Source organism: Blautia sp. HCP28S3_G10 (assembly GCF_052065235.1).
Taxonomy (GTDB): domain Bacteria; phylum Bacillota; class Clostridia; order Lachnospirales; family Lachnospiraceae; genus Blautia_A.
The window spans coordinates 17,385-39,158 of sequence record NZ_JBQHUL010000014.1 but is presented as its reverse complement, the minus strand read 5'-3'; the positions used below and the strand labels follow the sequence as shown (position 1 = coordinate 39,158).

Sequence of the window (21,774 nt, the reverse complement as noted above, 5' to 3'; positions counted from 1 at the left end):
TTATGTATATTGAATCTGTACAGCTTAAAAATTTCAGAAATTACGAAAATCTGGAATTAAAATTGGATAAAGGAACAAACATTTTCTATGGGGATAATGCCCAGGGAAAAACAAACATTCTCGAATCTGTTTATATATGCGGTACGACCAAATCACATAAAGGCAGCAAAGACAGGGAAATCGTCAGGTTTGGAGAAGAGGAATCTCATATACGCATGAATGTAATAAAAGATGAGCTTACTTACAAAATTGACATGCATCTCCGTAAAAATAAGGCAAAAGGTGTTGCAATAAACGGACTGCCTATCCGCAAGGCGCGAGAATTGTTTGGTATTGTGAATCTTGTATTTTTTTCACCGGAGGATCTGAATATTATTAAAAATGGTCCCGGTGAGAGAAGAAGATTTATGGATCTTGAATTATGTCAACTGGATCAGATTTATCTTACAGATCTTGCAGGATATAATCATATCGTAAATCAGAGGAACCGTCTGTTGAAAGATATTTATATGAATCCGGGACTTCAGGAAACATTGGATATATGGGACATGCAGATGGTGCAGTATGGTGAAAAAGTAATCCGCAAAAGAAAGGATTATGTAAAAGACCTTAATGAAGTGATCCGGGACATTCATAAAAATCTTACAGGTGGAGAAGAACATCTTGAAGTAATTTATGAACCCAGTGTAGAAGCAGAAGTATTTGGAGAAACGCTGCAGCGCAACAGAGAAAAAGATTCAAAAATGAAACTGACATCAGCCGGTCCCCACAGAGATGATCTGTGTTTCATGGTGAACGGAATCGATATAAGAAAATATGGTTCGCAGGGACAGCAGAGAACTGCAGCACTTTCTTTGAAACTTTCAGAAATATATCTTGTCAAAAAGAAAATAAAAGATACACCTGTATTATTGCTCGATGACGTACTTTCAGAGTTGGACAGCAGCAGGCAGATGTATCTTCTGGACAGTATTCACGATATTCAGACCTTGATTACCTGTACCGGACTTGATGATTTTGTGAGTAATCAGTTTCACATAAACAAAGTTTTCAAAGTTATAAAAGGTGAGGTTTTTAATCCTGTAAATGTTGGATAATTACTGTTTTGACAAGGATAATGGCATATGTTAAACTGTCTTTAATTATGGAAAGTTGGTGAATACGTTGGACAAAGAGGAATTTCGGATTAAACTCGAAGAGATAAATCGCCTTGTAGAAAAGAAAAATTACAAGGATGCCATGGAAGTGGTAGACAGCATTGACTGGAGAAGAGTCAAAAATGTCCGGACGTTGTGTGTTGTTGGTGAAATTTATGCAGCAAACAAGCGTTACGAAGACAGTAAAGAGATTTTTCTTCTTGCATACCACAGAGCTCCGATTGGCAAAAACATATTATACAGACTGATAGAAGTCTCTCTGAAGATGAAAGATATTGACGAGGCTATGGAATTTTATGAGGAATTTATGGAGGTTGCCCCTAATGACAGCACCCGGTATATTCTTAAATATAAAATAGACAAAGCCAGTCAGGCTCCGCTGGAAGAGCAGATCAGACTTCTTGAAGAATACAAAGAAAAAGAATTTACAGAAAGATGGTCTTACGAACTGGCAAAGCTTTATTACCAGAACGGAGATAATCAGAAATGTCTGGATATCTGTAATGAAATGATCATATGGTTCAATGACGGCAAATATGTAATGAAGGCTCTGGACCTTAAAAACAGGATGGGTCAGCTTACAGGTGCTGAAAAAGAAAAATATGAGCAGAAATTTGTGCCGAATCTTAAGACTGCGGAAGAAATTTCTGAAGAACAGGGAGATAATTCCGAACAGAAAGAAGAGGCGCCGTCCGAAGAGGAAACTCCGGTTATCGAGAGTGTAAGTATCGATGAGAGAGATGTTAACGGTGCAGAAAGTCTTCAGGAAAAAATATCCAAAGGAATCAGAGATATTTTTAACGGTAATAAGAAAAAAGATGATGAAGAAGACTTCCTGAAAGAAGAGGAAGAAGGAAATCCATCTGAAGAAATAAAAGATGAGATGATTCGTGATATTTCTGACAAACCAGAACCGACAAATGTACCGGAACTTGAAGCAGAAGATGTTGTAGTGAATAAAGCTGTTGTTGATGATATTGAAAAAGCAATAGAAAAAACAACAGAGGAAGAAATTAAAGAAGAAGAAAAAACAGTTCAGGAAAAAATTAAACTTCCGGAGCTGGAGATTCCGGAAGCAATGAAGAACATGGGAATGGAAAATCCTCTTCATAATGCAGTTCCCAAAGCTCCTGATATATGTCTGCCAGGTACGGACAAACCTGAAGAAGAGGATAAAGAATTCAACCTGGAAGACACGATCCTTGCAGCTGCGACTGCACAGGGAATTGAAATTCCGGAAGAAACACCTGATTCATCTGAGAAGAAACAGCCGGCAGAAGAATTGGATGAAGATTATATGACAGAAGAGGATCTTCGCGAAGCGGAACAGGAATTCCTGAACGGTCCGTCTAATAAAAAGCAGGAAGCTTTTGTGATGGACGAAGATGATGAAGATGAAGATTTTTCTGAAGAAGACGGATACGAAGATGATGACATCAGTTATCTGGAGGATGACTTCTATGAAGAACCGGGAAAAACAAAAGAAATGAACGAAGAGGAAGAGCTGGAAGCATTTATTGATTCCATGCAGCCTGAAAAAGTTTATAATGATATTATTCCAAGAGAGAAAAAGCTTACAGAAGATGAGGAAAAGCTGTTTACATATTTTGCAAAGGTCCCAGGCTTAAGAGAGCAGATTGTAGATACACTTTATGATGTACAGATCTGTGCTTCTGACAAAACTTCCAAAACAGGTAATGTTATTGTTATGGGAGGACGTGAGACAGGAAAAACACGACTGATCTCAGGACTGATTCCTGCAATCTGTAAAGAGCTGGGAATCGAGGCATCAAAAGTTGCCTATGTGTTTGCTGATCAGATAAATGGCAAGAATATCACAGAGATAGTATCCAAACTTTCCGGTGGATTCCTGGTTATTGAAAATGCAAACCAACTTACAAAAGAAACAGTAACTCAGTTAAATAAAGCAATGGAATTCCGTACAGACGGACTGATCGTGATTATTGAAGATGAAAAGATAGGAATGCGCAAACTTATTGCAAGATTCCCGAAATTCACATCTAAATTTACGTCGATGATCAATATTCCTGTATTTACAAATGATGAACTTGTAGGCTTTGCAAAAGTTTATACAAGAGAAAACGGATATACAATTGATCAGATGGGAATGCTTGCACTGTATAATCTCATCAGTACAAGCCAGAAAGAGGATCAGCCAATGAATGTAGGTGCTGTAAAAGAAATCATAGACAGTGCTATTTCAAAATCAAGAGGCGGAATCCGCAGGCTTATATCCAAGAAAAAAGTAAATGCAGACGGTTATCAGGTACTTTTCGAAAAAGATTTCAGCTGAAACTGACCTGTTGCCGAACAAGAGGAGGAATTTATAAATTATGACCAGACCATATCTTGGGAATCCAAAGTATACCATAGAGGTACTGCAGAAGTACGGATTTGTTTTCCAGAAAAGGTTTGGTCAGAATTTTCTGATCGATACTCATGTTCTGGACAAAATCATAGCTGCGTCTGAGATAACAAAAGATGACTTTGTGCTGGAAATAGGACCAGGGATTGGTACAATGACACAGTATCTGGCTGATGCGGCCAGGGAAGTGACTGCAGTTGAGATTGATGATGCGCTGATTCCTATTTTGCAGGATACTCTGAAAGAATGGGATAACGTATCTGTTATTCATGGAGATATATTGAAGACAGATATCAATAAAATTGCTGAAGAAAAAAATCAGGGAAAACCCATAAAGGTAGTGGCAAATCTGCCATATTATATTACAACACCTATTATTATGGGACTGTTTGAAAGTCATGTACCTGTAGAATCTATCACAGTTATGGTTCAGAAAGAGGTTGCAGACAGAATGCAGACAGGTCCTGGTTCAAAGGATTACGGGGCATTATCACTGGCTGTACAGTATTATGCAAAACCGGAAATTGTTGCAAATGTTCCGCCGAACTGTTTTATGCCAAGACCGAAGGTAGGAAGTGCGGTAATCCGTCTTACGAGACATAAAGAAATGCCGGTTCAGGTAGATAATGAAAAATTAATGTTCCGTCTTATCAGAGCTTCTTTTAATCAGAGAAGAAAAACTCTTTCCAACAGTCTCAAAAATGCACAGGAACTGAACTATTCCAAAGAGCAGGTTGAAACAGCGATAACAGAAAGCGGACTTCCTCTGAATATAAGGGGGGAAGCGCTGACTCTGGAACAGTTTGCTGAGCTTTCAAATAATTTTTCAAAATTAAAATAATAAAATAAAAAGCATCCGATGGCTGGTCGGATGCTTTTTATATATTATTATTAAATTTAAAAGGAAGGAGAGTTGATTACCAGTTAAGGTAACCAACGTATGAAAAAGAAAAATTATAAAAATAATGTTGGCTGTATTATTTTTATGGTCTTAGTATATTCGGAAAATATGATGGAATCGTGTTTAAGTTATGAAAAAATAGTGAACGAATGTCAAAAGATTTATGAAGCAGGCCTTTTTGGAATTCTTAAGAATTATAAAAGTTAAAAAAAGATTACAACATTATTGAAAAAGTATGTTATAATGGGACCCGAATCAAAAAAATAAATTTTTTAGTTAATCAGGAGGTAATTAAAATGAAAATAAAGAAATTAAGCGCACTTATTCTTGCAGGAACACTGGCATGTACCACACCGGCTATGGTTTATGCAGACAGTACAACAGATGCGGCAGTAGACCAGGCTGTAGAAGTACTTCAGGAAAACGGAGTAGATGATCTTCTTTCTGATCCGGATAAAGTTGTTGACATTATTATTGCTGCACAGGAAGCTGTTGGACAGGCTGATGTATCTGATGATGTAATAAGTTCTGCAATAGATACGGCGGCTGGCAGCCTTGGTGTAACGCTTACAGATTCCGAAAAGAGTACTCTTATCAGTCTGTATAACAAGTTCAAAACAATGAACCTGGATAAAGATGAACTGAGAACACAGGTCAATAAAGTTTATGATAAGCTGGAAAGCATGGGAATAACAAAAGATGATGTAAAGGGAATCCTTGGTAAATTAGTTGATATCGTAAAAGGAATCCTTAATTAAAGAAATCTTTAAAAAAAGAGAAAATTATTTAAAATATACAAAATACACAACGCTAATAATTTAAAGTGGGAAAATATATGTGGTATTTTTATAAAAAAACACGATGAGAACAAAGAAAATTGTGCAGATATACGAAAGGTTTACTGTTTGTTCATTCTTCGTTCATAATTGATTGTTATCATAAAAATAGTTCGAGAGAACTTCACAAACAGACGTTGTAATGTTCTTCATTACACATAAATTTTTTCATAATAATCGCCCCGGTAAACCACTGCCGGGGCACTCCTCGTTTATAAAGTCCTTAAATCAGTACAAGGGCTTTTTTTATTTCCCACCTTTTAATTCTATGCTATAATGAAAATACTGAATGCGACGAATAATATGAGTATGACATAAAGGAGAGTGTAATTATGGCTGAATCCATGAAAGATTACGAAAAAGAACTGGCTGAATCCATGAAAATGATTGAAGAAGGCGATATTCTTACAGGAACTGTTATCAGTGTAGATGAAAAAGAAGTTATTGTAGATCTTAAATACTATGCGGAAGGTGTTATTCCGGCAGAAGACTACAGCAGAGAACCTGGTTTCAGTCTGAAAGAAGAAGTTCATCCTGGAGATGAGGTTTCCGCAACAGTTGTAAGAAAAGATGATGGAAACGGAAATATCCTTCTTTCCAGAGTTGAGGCATCTGATGTGCTTGCATGGGACAAACTGAAAGAACTGAAGGAATCAGGAGAAGTTCTTGATGTGACAGTAAAGGGAATTACAAATGCGGGAGTTATCGCATATGTAGAAGGTGTGCGTGGCTTTATCCCGGCTTCCAAACTTGCACTTGGCTATGTGGAAGATACAGAAGAATACCTGAATAAACCGATACAGGTACAGGTTATAGATGTAGATAAAGAGAGCAAGAAACTGATTCTTTCTGCGAAAGAAATCCTCAGAGAAAAAGCAGAAGAAGAGCGCAAAAAGAAAGTTTCAAACCTTGAAATCGGACTTGTGACAGAGGGAACAGTCGAGAGCCTTCAGCCATACGGAGCTTTTGTTGATCTTGGTAATGGCCTTTCCGGACTGGTTCATATTTCACAGATCTGCGAAAAGAGAATTAAGAAACCATCCGAGGTGCTTGCTGTGGGCGATACAGTAAAAGTCAAAGTTACAGCGATCAAAGAAGGCAAGATCAGCCTCAGCATAAAAGAAGCCTCAGACATGATGGCTAAAGAAATCGAAGAAGAGATATATGAAGTTCCGGATGCAGGAGAGAAGGCAACAACTTCTCTTGGATCACTTTTTGCAAACATTAAATTAGATTAAAAACAGAGGTTGAATAGTTAAAAAATGAGTAATCATGAAAAAATTTTTGTAATAGGACATAAAAATCCGGATACGGATTCTATCTGCTCTGCAATCGCATACTGCGATATTAAAAACAGGACAACCCAGGGAAGCCAGTACATTCCCAAAAGAGCAGGTCAGATAAATGAAGAAACAGAATACGTTCTGAATCGTTTTGGCGTACAGCCGCCGGGATACCTGAGTAATATAGGAACACAGGTCAAGGATATGGATATCCGTTTCAGTCCGGAGGCAAACAAGAGCATGTCATTGAAAAATGCCTGGGATCTTATGCAGGAAAACAGCATTGTTTCACTCCCGATCAGAGAAAAAGACGGAACTCTTGAAGGACTGATCACAATCGGTGATATTGCCAAAACCTATATGGATACAACTGACAGTTATCTCCTGTCCAGAGCAAGAACCCAGTATCAGAGAATTGCTGAGACAATTGGTGGAGAAGTAGTAGAAGGTAATTCCCATGGATATTTTATCGAGGGAAAAGTAATGGTAGGTACTGCAAATCCTGATAAAATGAAAGAATATATCGAAGAAAACGATATGATCATTATGGGAAACAGAGAAGAAGATCATCTCCAGGCAATTGAACAGAATGTAAGCTGCATTATTGTGGGACTTGGAATCAAGGTAACCGAAAAAGTAATGAAGCTTGCCCATGAAAAAGATATTGTCATTATTTCATCACCATATGATACTTTTACCATTGCCCGACTGATCAACCAGAGTATACCGGTAAGGTATATCATGAAAACAGAGAATCTTGTAACCTTTAACACAGAGGATTTTACAGATGATATTCAGGAGGTAATGATCAAACACCGTCATCGTGCATTCCCTGTCATAAATAAAAAAGGAAAATGCATAGGAACGATTTCAAGACGTAATTTCCTTGATATGCACAAGAAAAAGGTTGTACTTGTTGACCACAATGAAGTGAATCAGGCAGTAGATAATATCGAAAAGGCAGATATTATGGAGATTATTGACCATCATAAACTCGGAACACTTCAGACTGTACAGCCGGTCAGCTTCAGAAATCAGCCTGTAGGCTGTACTGGTACAATCATGTATCAGATTTACGGAGAGCAGAAACTTGAGATACCGCAAAAAATTGCAGGTCTTCTGTGTGCAGCAATTATTTCTGATACACTGATGTTCCGTTCACCGACATGTACACTTCAGGACAAAATGGCAGCGGGAGCACTTGCTCTTATTGCAGATATATCTATTGAGGAATTTGCAAAGGAAATGTTTAAAGCAGGAAGCAATCTCAAGGATAAATCTCCTGAAGAAATCTTTTATCAGGATTATAAGAAATTCATTGCAGAAGATGATATTTCCTTTGGTGTTGGTCAGATCAGTTCCATGGATGCAGATGAACTGAAAGTAATAAAAGAGAGGCTGATTCCGTTCATGGTAAGCGAATGCGGACGTCATGGAGTCAGCAGAGTTTATTTCATGCTCACAGACATTATGGAAAGATCTACAGAACTGTTGTTCTATGGCGATGGAAGTCAGGAAATGGCAGAAAACGCCTTTAAGATGGAGCCGGAAAATGGCACATTCTATCTGAAAGGTGTGGTTTCACGTAAGAAACAGCTGATTCCGGCATTAATGGAAGCTGCGCAGATGCAGGGCGGAGAGTATGCATGAGACAACCAGAAAAGGAGTAAATGTTTTGAAACAGACATGGAAACCGGGAAATATGCTTTATCCTCTTCCGGCAGTTATGGTCAGTGTTACAGATGGTAAAGGTGAAGATGATATTATAACGGTTGCGTGGACAGGAACTGTGTGCACCAATCCACCGATGGTATATATTTCTGTACGACCGGAAAGATATTCTTATCACATGATAAAAGAAACCGGCGAATTTGTTATCAATCTGACTACAGAAAAACTTGCCTTTGCCACGGATTACTGCGGGGTGCGTTCAGGAAGAGATACAGATAAATTTAAGGATACAGGGCTTACAAGGGAAAAGGCAGATCATGTAAAGGCTCCGATGATAAAAGAATCACCTGTATCTATTGAGTGCAGAGTCAGAGAAGTGAAAGAGCTTGGCTCACATCACATGTTTCTGGCAGATGTACTTGCAGTCCATGCAGATGAAGCATATATGGATGAAAAAAACAGGTTTGATCTTAATATGGCAGGTCCGCTGGTATATTCCCACGGAGAATACCTTGGAACAGGCAAGAAAATAGGCACTTTCGGTTATAGTGTCAAAAAGAAGCGTAAAGCTAAGAAAAAGTGAGAATAAACAAAGAGGGATTGCGGAAAAGTCCCTTTTATGGTAAAATTGACGTTAGGCAATTTACAAAACGATACAAAATCTGATAATGGAGAAAAACCATTTATGAATAATATAACATTAATAGGAATGCCGGGAGTTGGAAAAAGTACAATAGGAGTAGTCCTTGCGAAGATTCTCGGATACCAGTTCATTGATTCGGATCTGCTCATTCAGAAACAGGAAAAAAGACGGCTGAGTGATATTATTGAGCAGGAAGGATATGCCGGATTCATGAAAATTGAAAATCGTGTAAATGCAGCTATTGATGTGGATGATACGGTAATTGCGACAGGAGGAAGTGTGGTGTATTGCGAAGATGCAATGAAACATCTGAAATCTGTCGGAACTGTTGTATATCTGAAACTGTCTTTGGAGTCTCTGTCGAAGCGCCTCGGTAATCTGAAGGGAAGAGGAGTGCTGCTTAAAGAGGGACAGACTTTAAAAGACCTGTATGAAGAAAGAACACCATTATATGAAAAGTATGCAGACATTGTGGTAGATGAAGAGGGGAAAAATCTGGAAGCAAGTTTGTATGCAGTTTTGGAGATACTTAAAGAGAAAGAAAGTAACTGAAAAGTTGCTGTGAACAGTAACACTGAAAACGGGGAGCGGAAGGCGTCAGATTAAATTTTCTTTACAAATGTTAAATATATGCTATAATACAATATTGAAATTTTGAACAGGAACGTACAAATTTCTGACATTCGCTCCGGCAGGTGGAGTGAAAATAATTATAGAGGTGTTTTATGGAACAGTATGTGATTAAAGGTGGTAATCCATTAGTAGGAGAAGTCGAAATCGGAGGTGCTAAAAACGCAGCTCTTGCAATTCTGTCTGCAGCAATTATGACAGATGAGACAATCCTCATTGAAAATCTGCCAGACGTAAGAGATATCAATGTATTACTGGAAGCAATCGCCGGAATTGGTGCTCAGGTAGAGCGAATCAACAGAACTACTGTTAAAATCAACGGTTCTACAATTAATGATATAAGTGTGGACTATGAATATATAAAGAAGATTCGTGCATCCTATTATCTTCTTGGTGCACTGCTTGGTAAATACAAACATGCAGAAGTACCGCTTCCGGGAGGCTGTAACATTGGAAGCCGTCCAATTGACCAGCATCTGAAGGGATTCAGAGCACTGGGTGCATCTGTAAATATTCTTCATGGTGCAATTGTTGCGGAAACAGAAAACCTTCACGGAAGTCATATTTTCCTTGACGTTGTTTCTGTAGGTGCGACTATTAATATTATGATGGCAGCTTCACTGGCTTCAGGCCGTACTACGATTGAAAATGCAGCCAGAGAACCTCATGTTGTAGATGTTGCCAATTTCCTGAACAGTATGGGCGCTAATATTAAAGGTGCAGGAACAGATGTTATCCGTATAAAAGGTGTTGAGAAACTTCACCGTACAGAATATTCTATTATTCCTGACCAGATTGAAGCTGGTACATTTATGTTTGCGGCAGCTGCAACAGGTGGAGATGTAACAGTAAAGAATGTTATTCCGAAACATCTGGAAGCTACTACAGCGAAACTTGAAGAAATCGGATGTGAAGTAGAAGAATTTGATGATGCAGTACGTGTCCGTGCAGGAAAGAGACTGCACCGTACTCATGTAAAGACTCTTCCGTATCCGGGATACCCGACAGATATGCAGCCGCAGATTGCAGTTACTCTGGCGCTGGCTGAGGGAACAAGTATTGTTACTGAAAGTATATTTGAAAATCGTTTCAAGTATGCAGATGAACTTTCGAGGATGGGAGCAAACATTAAAGTAGAAGGTAATTCTGCGATCATTGATGGTGTTAAGAAACTGACAGGAGCAAGAGTCAGTGCACCGGATCTCCGTGCAGGAGCAGCACTTGTAATAGCTGGTCTTGCAGCAGATGGAATTACTGTGGTAGATGATATTGTTTACATCCAGAGAGGATATGAGAATTTCGAGGAGAAACTGAGAAGTCTCGGAGCAGAAATAGAGAAGGTTTCCAGTGAAAAAGAAATTCAGAAGTTCCGTCTTCGTGTAGGATGATAAAAATTGTTATGATAAAGTCTTGACAATTAAGAAAAATAAGTATAATGTATGTTCTGCAATAATTAAATAAACGGCCTTTTATTCAGAGTGGTGGAGATACAAAGGATCTGTGAAGCCACGGCAACCCCTCCGTAAGAGGAAGGTGCCAACCTGAGCGAGTGATCGAACAATAAGAGGATTGAATTCAAATTCAAAACAGTCCTGTTGTTGGGGCTGTTTTTTTGTTATACAAAGGATTCAAAGGTGAAATGTCGGGCATGCTTGCATGGCAAGACATTTTAACTTGGAAGACTCAAATCATGAGGAAGTAACGATTTTGAAAAAATCTGTGGATTCCGAATGATTGCAGAATTACGAGAATTGCGAAGCAATGGAGTAATTCGTATAACAGTAATTGACTATTTGACAAGTTTTTACAGAAAGAGGTTAAATAATGGAGAGAGAAAAAATTTTATTCACTTCTGAATCAGTAACTGAAGGCCATCCGGATAAAATGTGCGATGCTATTTCCGATGCTATTCTGGATGCGATCATGGAAAAAGACCCAATGGGACGTGTAGCATGCGAAACAGCTACAACAACAGGTCTTGTACTTGTAATGGGAGAAATTTCAACAAGTGCATACGTTGATATTCAGAAAATCGTAAGAGATACAGTAAGAGAAATCGGTTATACACGTGGTAAATACGGATTTGATGCAGATACATGCGCAGTTATCACTGCAATTGACGAACAGTCTGCTGATATCGCACTTGGTGTAGATAAGGCTCTGGAAGCAAAAATGGGCGAAGATGAAATCGATGCAATCGGTGCCGGAGACCAGGGTATGATGTTTGGTTATGCTTCAAATGAAACAGAAGAATATATGCCATATGCAATCAATATGGCACATAAACTTGCACGTCAGCTGACAAAAGTACGTAAAGACGGAACTCTGCCATATTTAAGACCAGATGGAAAAACACAGGTAACTGTTGAATACAATGAAGAAGGAAAACCGATCCGTCTTGATGCGGTTGTATGCTCAACACAGCACGATCCTGAAGTAACACAGGAACAGATCCATGAAGATATTAAGAAATATGTATTTGATGCAATTATTCCGGCAGATATGGTAGATGATGATACTAAATATTTCATCAACCCTACAGGACGTTTTGTAATCGGTGGACCTCATGGTGACAGTGGACTTACAGGACGTAAGATCATTGTTGATACTTACGGTGGAGCAGGCCGTCACGGTGGCGGAGCTTTTTCCGGAAAAGATTGTACAAAGGTTGACCGTTCCGCAGCTTATGCAGCACGTTATGTTGCAAAGAACATCGTAGCAGCAGGACTGGCTGACAAATGTGAAATTCAGCTTTCCTATGCAATTGGAGTTGCAAAACCAACATCTATTCGCGTTGACACATTTGGAACAGGTAAACTTTCCGATACAAAACTTGTTGATATCATTCGTGAAAACTTTGATCTTCGTCCGGCCGGAATCATTCGTATGCTTGACTTAAGAAGACCAATCTACAAACAGACTTCCGCATATGGACATTTTGGACGTACAGATGTAGACCTTCCGTGGGAAAAACTGGACAAAGTAGAAAATCTTAAGAAATATCTCTGATTAACATGATTGAGTGAGACATCATTTTATAGAAAATTTAGAGATAAGAATATTATGATATGATATAATGAACGCATATATAACGAACTGAGTTTCGGGATATGTGCGTTTATTTTTGTATGCCGAAATTCATTACCAGGAAATGAGGGAATTTCAATGAAATTACGTACAAGGATATTTGTGGGATTTCTGATGGTAATTCTGGTGCCTATGCTTCTGTTGTCTGCAGCATTATATGGATACAGGGAAACACAGGTAAGAAGTTCACAGAAATCTCAGACTGCACAGGAAACAACTTACGATATAACTATCGCAGAAACAGACGGAACGCAGTCAGGAATACAGATCATGACCAAGGATCTTTTTTTTACGACACTGATCATACTGATTTTTACCAGCGTTTCTGTGGGGTTGTGGATCTATCGAAGTGTGGCAACACCCCTGGTAAAACTCCGACGGGCGACACAGAACATTAAAGAAGGTAATCTGGACTTTGTGATGGAAGCGGAGGGAACAGATGAATTTGCAGAACTGTGCCGTGATTTTGAGGAAATGCGCCGCAGACTGAAGGAGTCGGCGGAAGAAAAAGTTCTTATGGACAAGGAAAATAAAGAACTGATAAGCAATATTTCTCATGATCTTAAGACTCCTATCACTGCAGTTAAAGGTTATGTAGAGGGAATTATGGATGGAGTTGCCGATACACCCGAAAAAATGAATCGTTATGTCCGAACTATATATAATAAAACAAACGAAATGGATCATCTTATTAATGAACTTACCTTTTATTCCAAGATTGATACAAATCGAATTCCGTATACATTCAGTAAGCTGAATGTAGAGGATTATTTTTCGGACTGTGCAGAGGAAATAGGACTTGAACTGGAAACCAGAGGAATACAGCTTTATTATGCGAATTACGTTGAAAAAGATGTTCTTGTAATTGCGGATGGAGAGCAGATTCGTCGTGTCATTCATAATATTATAAGCAATGCTATCAAATATATGGACAAACCAAAGGGTGTTATACAGATCAGAGTCAAAGATGTCGGAGATTTTGTCCAGATTGAGATAGAAGACAATGGCAAGGGAATTGCAGCTAAGGATATTACATATATATTTGACCGTTTTTACAGAACAGATGTGTCCAGGAATTCTTCAAAAGGCGGAAGTGGAATTGGTCTGTCCATCGTGAGAAAGATACTTGAAGATCATGGGGGTAAGGTATGGGCCACAAGTCGTGAAGGAATTGGCACGATCATGTACTTTGTTTTGAGAAAATATCAGGAGGTACCGATAAAATGAGCAGAATACTGATTATAGAAGATGAAGAAGCAATTGCAGATCTTGAGAGAGATTATCTTGAACTGGCAGGATTTGAGGTGGAGATTGCGAACAGAGGAGATATTGGCCTTAAGAGAGCAATGGAAGAGGAGTTTGATCTGCTGATTCTCGATCTGATGCTTCCGGGAGTTGACGGTTTTGACATCTGCAGACAGGTACGTCAGGAAAAAAACCTGCCGATCATCATGGTATCGGCCAAAAAAGATGATATTGATAAGATTCGTGGACTGGGACTCGGAGCAGATGATTATATGACGAAGCCGTTCAGTCCGAGTGAGCTTGTGGCAAGGGTGAAAGCCCATATGGAAAGATATAACAGACTTGTAGGTTCAGGAACAGTAAAAAATGATATCATAGAAATCCGTGGAATAAAGATCGACAAAACAGCACGTCGTGTATGGATAAATGGAGAAGAAAAAAGTTTTACAACAAAAGAATTTGACCTGCTGACTTTTCTTGCAGAAAATCCGAACAGGGTATTTACAAAAGCAGAACTGTTCCGACAGATCTGGGATATGGAGTCAGTGGGAGATATCGCCACAGTAACTGTACACATCAAGAAAATCCGTGAAAAAATCGAATTTAATACAGCAAAACCGCAATACATCGAAACTATCTGGGGAGTTGGATACCGATTCAAAGTGTAAAACATGGAGAGATAAAAATATGGAGAGATTATATAAAGCATTAGAGAACTACAGCAAAAGTGATTATTATCCTTTTCATATGCCCGGGCATAAGCGAAACAAAGCCGCTGTAAACGGGAATTTTCCAATAGAAACAGACATTACAGAAATAGAAGGTTTTGATAATCTTCATCATCCGGAAGGCATTCTGAAGGAGGCTCAGGAAACCGTATCAAAAATATACGGAACAAAAGAAAGTTTTTACAGTGTAAACGGAAGTACAGCAGCACTTCTTTCAGCTGTGTCTGCTGCGGTCCCGAGAGGAGGCAGAATTCTCGTGGCCAGAAACTGTCATAAAGCAGTTTATCATGCCATATATCTGAGAAATCTGGTGCCCTCTTATATTTATCCACAGGTAGATGAAAAATGGTGGATAAACGGCGGAATTTCGCCGAATAAGGTGGAAAGACTTCTTGCAGAATATCCGGAGTGCAGTGCAGTTCTTATCACCTCTCCAAGTTATGACGGAGTTGTATCTGATGTGAAGAGAATAGCAGAAATTGTTCATGAACACGGCATACCGCTGATTGTGGATGAGGCACATGGAGCACATTTTCATTTTTCCAGCTATTTTCCTGTATCTGCTGTAGAACTGGGAGCAGACCTTGTGATTCAGAGTCTTCACAAGACACTTCCGTCTATGACACAGACAGCAGTCCTCCATAACTGCAGCGAAAGGGTAGACAGTAATCTGATCCGGCGTTTTATGGGAATTTATCAGAGCAGCAGCCCTTCGTATGTTCTGATGGCAAGTATGGATGCATGTATGGAAAAGATGCAGACAGAAGGCCGGCAGATGTTCAGAAATTTCACAGGAATTCTTGAAAAAACTCGTAAAAGGATTTCCTCATGCCGATATATAAGACTTGTAAATCCTGAGAAGGGAGAAACAGCAGTTTTTGATTATGATCGTTCAAAACTTGTATTTTCTACGAAGTATGCATCGATTACAGGTTCGGAATTATATCATATGCTTCTTGAAAAATATCATATTCAGATGGAAATGGAATCTGAATACTATGCGCTGGCAATAGCGGCAGTCGGAGACAGAGAAGAAGGATTTGAGAGACTCTGTGAAGCTATCGAGGATATCGACAGAGAAGAGGCCTTAAGAGAAAAAAAGAAGAAATGGGAGGAACAGGACGAAAAAGCTGTTTATCCGGTAATGAATCAGGCAATGCTTATAGCAGATGCCATGGAGATGCCTTGTGAATCAAGACTGCTGGAGGAATGTGTCGGGAAAATTTCAGCAGAATTTGTTTATCTTTATCCACCGGGAATACCGCTTATCGTTCCCGGTGAGCAGATAACAGGACAGATTGTAAAAAAATTAAAAATATACAAAGAAAAAGGTCTGGAGCTTCAGGGACTGGAGGATTATACAGGAAGCAAAATAAAAGTAGTAAGGCAGGAAAATCTTCAGGATAAACCGGATATCCAGAATTTATGATAATCAGGGGAAGACAGAAAGATGGGAAAAATTTTTTATATCATGGGAAAAAGTGCCTCAGGAAAAGACAGAATTTATTCCAGGCTTGCAGGAGATAAGAATCTGAATTTTAAAAAACTTATCTTATATACCACGAGACCTCGCAGAGATGGCGAGGAGGATGGAGTACAGTATTATTTTGCAGACGATAAGAAACTGAAAGAATTCAGGGAAAAAGGTAAACTTATAGAATCCAGGTCATACGATACCATATATGGAATATGGACATATTTTACAGCAGATGACGGTCAGATTACACCAGGCAAAGACCGGTATCTGGCAATAGGCACGCTGGAATCGTATCGCAAAATGAAAGAATATTTTGGAGAAAATGAAGTGGTGCCGGTTTATATTCAGGTAGAAGACGGCAAAAGACTGGAACGTGCCCTGAACCGTGAAAAAGAACAGGATAATCCGAAATATGCGGAACTGTGCCGGAGATTTCTGGCAGATCAGGAAGATTTTTCAGAAGACAAAATAAAAGATGCAGGAATCACTGTACGTTTCGAAAATGATGATCTTGATATTTGTGTCAAACATATTATAAATTATGTAAATTCTGTATCTTAGAGAAAAATAGTTTTTATTGACAATTAAAGTATGGTATAATGAGAACACAGCGAACAAAGATTCGTACTGAATCAGTAGCTAGAAACAAGAGAGGTGATTCTGAATGGTTAGTTTCAATAATATAATTGGGCATGAAGAGATAGTAAAACATCTGCAAAACGCTATGCAAACAGGAAAAATTTCACATTCCTATATTTTTACAGGGCGTCCGGGATCAGGGAAGAAGCTTCTTGCCGGCACATATGCTATGGCACTTCAGTGTGAAGCAGGCGGAACAGAACCATGTCAGAAATGTGAATCCTGCAAAAAAGCTATGGGTAAAAATCATCCGGATATTATCTTTGTGACTCATGAGAAGCCAGGTACTATTTCTATTGATGAAATAAGAGAACAGGTAATTCATGATGTAGCAATTAAACCATATTACAGCGAACATAAGATTTACATCATTCCAGATGCAGAGATGATGACAGTACAGGCACAGAATGCACTTCTGAAAACGATAGAAGAGCCGCCTGAATATGCAGTTATCATGTTGCTTACAAGCAATGTAGATGCATTGCTGCCAACAATTCAGTCAAGATGTGTAAGGCTTGACCTTAAAGTTGTTGATGACAGTCTGGTAAAGAAATATCTTATGGAACGTCTTCATATTCCGGATTATCAGGCAGAGATTGATGCATCTTTTGCACAGGGAAGCATAGGCAAGGCAAAAGAGGCTGCAACCTCCGAAGAATTTGCTGTTATGACACAGAATGCACTGAAGATACTGAAATATGTAAATACTATGGAAACATATGAGCTTTCTGACGAAATTAAGAAACTCGCAGATGAGAAGCAGAATATAAGTGATTATCTGGATATTTTTCAGTTCTGGTTCAGAGATGTTCTGATGTTTAAGGCAACATGCGAAGTAGACAACCTGGTATTTAAACAGGAAATCAATTATATAAAGGAACAGGCAAGCCAGCGTTCATATGAAAATCTGGAAAAAATTCTGGAGGCATTGGAGAAGACTAAGGTAAGACTTCGTGCAAATGTAAACTTTGAACTTGCACTTGAGCTTCTGTTCCTGACCATCAGGGAGAGATAGAATGACAAAAGTAGTAGGTATCAGATTCCGGAATGTCGGAAAGATATATTATTTTAATCCTAAAAATTACAGAATGAAAACCGGTGACCATGTAATCGTGGAAACGGCCCGTGGAGTGGAATTCGGAAAAGTTGTTATGGACCCGAAGGAAGTTGCCGAGGATGAAGTGGTGCATCCGCTGAAAGAAGTTCTGAGAGTAGCTACAGAAGCAGACGAAGAGAGAGAACAGCAGAACAGAATCAAAGAAAAAGAAGCATTTAAAATCTGCCAGAAGAAAATTCGTGAACACGGACTGGAAATGAAACTGATTGATGCAGAATATACATTTGATAACAATAAAGTACTGTTTTATTTTACAGCGGACGGAAGAATCGACTTCCGTCATCTGGTAAAAGATCTTGCAGCAATCTTCAAGACAAGGATTGAACTCCGTCAGATAGGGGTAAGAGATGAGACAAAGATTCTGGGAGGTATTGGAATCTGCGGAAGATGTCTCTGCTGTCACACATATCTTTCAGAATTTGCACCGGTATCTATCAAAATGGCAAAAGAACAGAATCTGTCACTTAACCAGACAAAGATTTCCGGCGTATGCGGAAGGCTGATGTGCTGCCTGAAAAATGAGCAGGAAACTTACGAAGAACTGAACAAAAAACTGCCGGGAACAGGAGATATTGTAACACTGCCGGATGGACTGCAGGGAGTTGTACACAGTGTAAATGTTCTGAGACAGAGAGTAAAAGTTGTAGTTGAAGTCAATGATGAGAAGGAAATTCAGGAATATCCGGTAGAAGAACTGAAATTCAGACCAAGAAAGAAAAAGGTCAAAGTATCCGAAAAAGAAATGAAAGAACTTGAAGACCTGGAAGACAAAGAAGGAGTTTCCAAACCTCATGGAAAAAAGAAATCAGAGTGATCTGATAAGACCGGGTGAGCGGGTAGATGATCTGCAGAATGGTTTTTATGTAATCCAGAATCCTGAAAAATTCTGCTTCGGAATGGATGCGGTACTTTTATCCGGATTTGCCAGAATCAAAAAAGATGAAAATGTTCTGGACATGGGAACAGGAACAGGGATCATACCTGTACTTCTTAAATCCAAAACCAGAGGAAAACATTTTACAGGTCTCGAAATCCAGGAAGAATGTGCGGAAATGGCCGGACGGACCATCAGATATAATAAACTGGAATCAGATATTGACATTGTATGTGGAGATATCAAAGAGGCTGCTGATATTTTTGGAGCAGCTTCTTTTAATGTAGTTACAAGCAATCCTCCTTATATGATAGGAGAACACGGACTGCAGAACCCATATATGCCGAAAGCTATTGCAAGACATGAGATTCTGTGTACACTGGAAGATGTTGCAAGCCAGGCTTCACGAGTATTGAAGGACAGAGGACGTTTTTATATGGTTCACAGGCCGTTCAGGCTTGCTGAAATATTTCAGGTTCTGACCAGATACAAACTGGAACCCAAAAGAATGCAGCTGGTCTATCCCTACATAGACAGAGAACCGAATATGGTTCTGATAGAAGCAATGAAGGGAGGTAATTCCAGAATAACAGTGGAAAAACCTCTGATCGTATATGAGAGCCCCGGTGTTTATACAGAAAATATTCTTAAAATATATGGTATGGTATAAAAACAAAAAAGGAGAACTTACGGAAATATGAGTGGAAAATTATATCTGTGTGCAACACCAATCGGAAATCTGGAAGATATCACACTCCGGGTTCTCCGCATATTGAAAGAAGTAGATCTTATTGCTGCAGAAGATACGCGAAACAGCATTAAGCTACTGAATCATTTTGAGATAAAAACACCCATGACAAGTTATCATGAGTACAACAAAATCGAAAAGGCATATACACTTATAGCAAAAATGCAGGAGGGAATGGACATAGCACTGATCACAGATGCGGGAACACCCGGGATATCTGATCCGGGAGAGGAACTTGCTGCGATGTGTTATGAAGCAGGAATTGAGGTAACATCGCTTCCCGGTCCTGCTGCCTGCATTACAGCACTGACACTGTCAGGACTTCCTACAAGAAGGTTTGCATTTGAAGCTTTTTTGCCGATGGAAAAGAAAGAACGAAAAGAAATATTAAATGAACTCATAAATGAAACAAGGACGATCATTATTTATGAAGCACCACATAAACTGGTAAGAACACTGAAAGAATTAAGAGAAACGCTGGGAAACAGACGGCTGACTCTGTGCAGAGAACTTACCAAAAAACATGAAACAGCTTTTCATACAACTTTTGACGAACTTATAGAGAAATATGAGTCAGAAAAACCGCTTGGAGAGTGTGTGCTTGTAATAGAAGGAAAAAGTCGTCAGGAACTGAAAGAAGAAGCTGTAGCATCCTGGGAGACAATTTCAATAGAAGAGCACATGGAGATATATGAAAAACAGGGATTTACCCGCAAAGATGCGATGAAACAGGTGGCAAAGGACCGCGGTATGTCCAAAAGAGAAATTTATCAGTATTTAATAAAAGAATAGAAATACATCTTAAGTGCCGGCCTGAATAAAATCAGACTGGCATTTATTTTAAGTGAGAGGAATTCGAAAAACTGTCCTTTATAATATATAAGATAAAAAAATATATATGTAAAAAACGACGAAGAATGACGCTAATTTAACTATTTATGCGTGAAGTATTTTAAATGAGGACAGGGTATGATAAATATAAGGCATATAATATGAGACTGATAGAGTAAAGAATTTATAAAGTAGACTGAGAGTGAGGATGAAATGATGGATCATGACATACTGAAAGTAAGAATGCTTGGAGGATTTACTCTGGAATATAAAGGTAAAGAACTGGTACTGGACAGAAATATCTATTCAAAAACAACACAGCTTTTGCAGCTGATACTTCTTCACACAAAAGGCAGTGGCATTTCAAAGGCTGCACTGATAGAAGAGCTTTATGGAAGAACAGAAGTGGAAAACAAAAACGGAAGCCTTAATAATACGCTTTTTCGTCTGAGAAAACAGTTGAAAGCAATAGGACTTCCGGAAAGCAATTACATAAATATCAGCGCAGGAATGTGCCAGTGGGATCCAGAAATAAAAGTATGTGTGGATGTTTGTGAATTTAAAGAGAAAATAGAAGCTGGTCAGAAAGAAAACAGAGAGCAGGAAAGAAATAATATTTGGCTGAATGCCTGGAAAATATACAGGGGCGAATTCCTTCCGAACATGATAGGCGAAGACTGGGTAACAGTCGAAAATGTCAGATGCAGAGATATGTATTTCATGTGTGTGGAAGAACTTTGCCACTGGCTGAAAGCAGAAGAAAAATATGAAGAACTGCATCAGGTTGCACATCGAGCAGCAGATATTTATCCGTTCGATGACTGGCAGATATGGGAAATCGACAGTCTTATAGGCATGGCAAGATACAAAGAAGGAATGGAAGTATATAAAAGAACAGCTAAACTTCTGTTTGATGAAATGGGAATATCTCCATCAGAAAAAATGCTGGAAAGATTCAAACTTATGGGTGAAAGAACTTCTCAGGCAGCAGGTGCAATTGAAGATATCAAGTACCGCCTGAAGGAAAAAGAGGCAGTTCAGGGAGCTTACTTCTGTGCATTCCCAAGTTTTGTAGATGTGTATCATGTGTTCGGCCGAATGATGGAAAGAACAGGTATTTCTGTTTTTCTGATGTTGTGTACACTGGATTTTGAGGATCAGATTCCAACATCAGAAGAAGAACGGTCAATGTCAGATACACTCAGGGAAACGATTCAGAATTCTGCACGTAAAGGAGATTTTTATACAAGATATAATGTGCGTCAGTATCTGATCATGCTGATTGGAATTAACCAGGAAAACTGTCAGCTGGTTTCGAAAAGAATTGACAGAGGATTCAAAAAGAGAATTGGCTCCAGAAAAAATGTTCAGATTAATTATTACGTTGCATCTGTCGGAGAAGTATGTGACGAAAATAAAGAAAGAGAAATAAAGAATTTTGTGGACAACAGAGTAGCATGGAGCGAAACAACTGAATAAATAAATATAGAAAGCATGTCGTGTATTCTTTAAATAAGGAGC

The 21,774-nt window shown here is 38.8% G+C and carries 19 protein-coding genes and 1 riboswitch; all 19 genes read left to right on the top strand.

The window, feature by feature from the left end:
- Nucleotides 1–2 precede the first annotated feature (2 nt).
- The 19 genes from recF to ACTNB8_RS07510 all read left to right on the top strand — a co-directional run bounded on the left by recF (nt 3) and on the right by ACTNB8_RS07510 (nt 21,732).
- Nucleotides 3–1,097, top strand: coding sequence for a DNA replication/repair protein RecF (gene recF / locus ACTNB8_RS07600; RefSeq protein ID WP_441053644.1), 1,095 nt, complete (start codon nt 3–5; stop codon nt 1,095–1,097).
- 67 nt (nt 1,098–1,164) lie between these two features.
- Nucleotides 1,165–3,471, top strand: a complete 2,307-nt coding sequence (locus ACTNB8_RS07595; protein WP_441053642.1) for a hypothetical protein — start codon at nt 1,165–1,167, stop codon at nt 3,469–3,471.
- Between the two features lie 40 nt (nt 3,472–3,511).
- The gene (gene rsmA, locus ACTNB8_RS07590) at nt 3,512–4,384 is read left to right on the top strand and encodes a 16S rRNA (adenine(1518)-N(6)/adenine(1519)-N(6))-dimethyltransferase RsmA (protein WP_441053640.1); all 873 of its coding nucleotides are present in this window, start codon (nt 3,512–3,514) and stop codon (nt 4,382–4,384) included.
- A gap of 356 nt (nt 4,385–4,740) precedes the next feature.
- Nucleotides 4,741–5,202, top strand: coding sequence for a DUF1002 domain-containing protein (locus ACTNB8_RS07585; protein ID WP_441053638.1), 462 nt, complete (start codon nt 4,741–4,743; stop codon nt 5,200–5,202).
- Between the two features lie 410 nt (nt 5,203–5,612).
- Nucleotides 5,613–6,518, top strand: a complete 906-nt coding sequence (locus tag ACTNB8_RS07580) for a S1 RNA-binding domain-containing protein (RefSeq protein WP_441053636.1) — start codon at nt 5,613–5,615, stop codon at nt 6,516–6,518.
- Nucleotides 6,519–6,542: 24 nt separating this feature from the next.
- The gene (locus ACTNB8_RS07575) at nt 6,543–8,213 is read left to right on the top strand and encodes a putative manganese-dependent inorganic diphosphatase (RefSeq protein WP_441053634.1); all 1,671 of its coding nucleotides are present in this window, start codon (nt 6,543–6,545) and stop codon (nt 8,211–8,213) included.
- Nucleotides 8,214–8,265: 52 nt separating this feature from the next.
- A complete protein-coding gene (locus ACTNB8_RS07570; protein ID WP_441053689.1) occupies nt 8,266–8,817 on the top strand; it encodes a flavin reductase family protein in 552 nt (183 codons plus the stop codon).
- Nucleotides 8,818–8,919: 102 nt separating this feature from the next.
- The gene (locus ACTNB8_RS07565; RefSeq protein WP_441053632.1) at nt 8,920–9,429 is read left to right on the top strand and encodes a shikimate kinase; all 510 of its coding nucleotides are present in this window, start codon (nt 8,920–8,922) and stop codon (nt 9,427–9,429) included.
- A 173-nt stretch (nt 9,430–9,602) separates the two neighbouring features.
- Nucleotides 9,603–10,895, top strand: coding sequence for a UDP-N-acetylglucosamine 1-carboxyvinyltransferase (locus ACTNB8_RS07560; protein WP_296156966.1), 1,293 nt, complete (start codon nt 9,603–9,605; stop codon nt 10,893–10,895).
- Nucleotides 10,896–10,973: 78 nt separating this feature from the next.
- Nucleotides 10,974–11,074: riboswitch (SAM riboswitch) on the top strand.
- Between the two features lie 257 nt (nt 11,075–11,331).
- Entirely contained in the window at nt 11,332–12,516 is a 1,185-nt protein-coding gene (gene metK, locus ACTNB8_RS07555) for a methionine adenosyltransferase (protein WP_441053630.1), read from the top strand.
- A gap of 156 nt (nt 12,517–12,672) precedes the next feature.
- Nucleotides 12,673–13,821, top strand: coding sequence for a sensor histidine kinase (locus ACTNB8_RS07550; protein WP_441053628.1), 1,149 nt, complete (start codon nt 12,673–12,675; stop codon nt 13,819–13,821).
- On the top strand, nt 13,818–14,507 hold the full coding sequence (locus ACTNB8_RS07545) for a response regulator transcription factor (RefSeq protein ID WP_441053627.1): 690 nt from the start codon (nt 13,818–13,820) through the stop codon (nt 14,505–14,507). Before ACTNB8_RS07550 ends, ACTNB8_RS07545 begins: the two co-directional genes overlap by 4 nt.
- 19 nt (nt 14,508–14,526) lie before the next feature.
- Complete coding sequence (locus tag ACTNB8_RS07540) at nt 14,527–15,996, top strand: aminotransferase class I/II-fold pyridoxal phosphate-dependent enzyme (protein ID WP_441053625.1); 1,470 nt, start codon at nt 14,527–14,529, stop codon at nt 15,994–15,996.
- A gap of 21 nt (nt 15,997–16,017) precedes the next feature.
- Entirely contained in the window at nt 16,018–16,605 is a 588-nt protein-coding gene (locus ACTNB8_RS07535; protein ID WP_441053623.1) for a guanylate kinase, read from the top strand.
- Between the two features lie 103 nt (nt 16,606–16,708).
- The gene (holB, locus tag ACTNB8_RS07530; protein ID WP_441053621.1) at nt 16,709–17,698 is read left to right on the top strand and encodes a DNA polymerase III subunit delta'; all 990 of its coding nucleotides are present in this window, start codon (nt 16,709–16,711) and stop codon (nt 17,696–17,698) included.
- A gap of 1 nt (nt 17,699) precedes the next feature.
- Nucleotides 17,700–18,614: a PSP1 domain-containing protein gene (locus tag ACTNB8_RS07525; RefSeq protein WP_441053620.1), complete on the top strand. Its 915-nt coding sequence runs from the start codon at nt 17,700–17,702 to the stop codon at nt 18,612–18,614.
- A complete protein-coding gene (locus ACTNB8_RS07520) occupies nt 18,592–19,344 on the top strand; it encodes a tRNA1(Val) (adenine(37)-N6)-methyltransferase (protein ID WP_296156958.1) in 753 nt (250 codons plus the stop codon). Before ACTNB8_RS07525 ends, ACTNB8_RS07520 begins: the two co-directional genes overlap by 23 nt.
- Before the next feature lie 27 nt (nt 19,345–19,371).
- Nucleotides 19,372–20,214 carry a 16S rRNA (cytidine(1402)-2'-O)-methyltransferase gene (gene rsmI, locus ACTNB8_RS07515; RefSeq protein WP_441053618.1) on the top strand — a complete coding sequence of 281 codons (843 nt, stop codon included), beginning with the start codon at nt 19,372–19,374 and terminating at the stop codon, nt 20,212–20,214.
- 252 nt (nt 20,215–20,466) lie between these two features.
- On the top strand, nt 20,467–21,732 hold the full coding sequence (locus ACTNB8_RS07510) for an AfsR/SARP family transcriptional regulator (protein ID WP_441053616.1): 1,266 nt from the start codon (nt 20,467–20,469) through the stop codon (nt 21,730–21,732).
- The last annotated feature ends 42 nt before the right edge of the window (nt 21,733–21,774 follow it).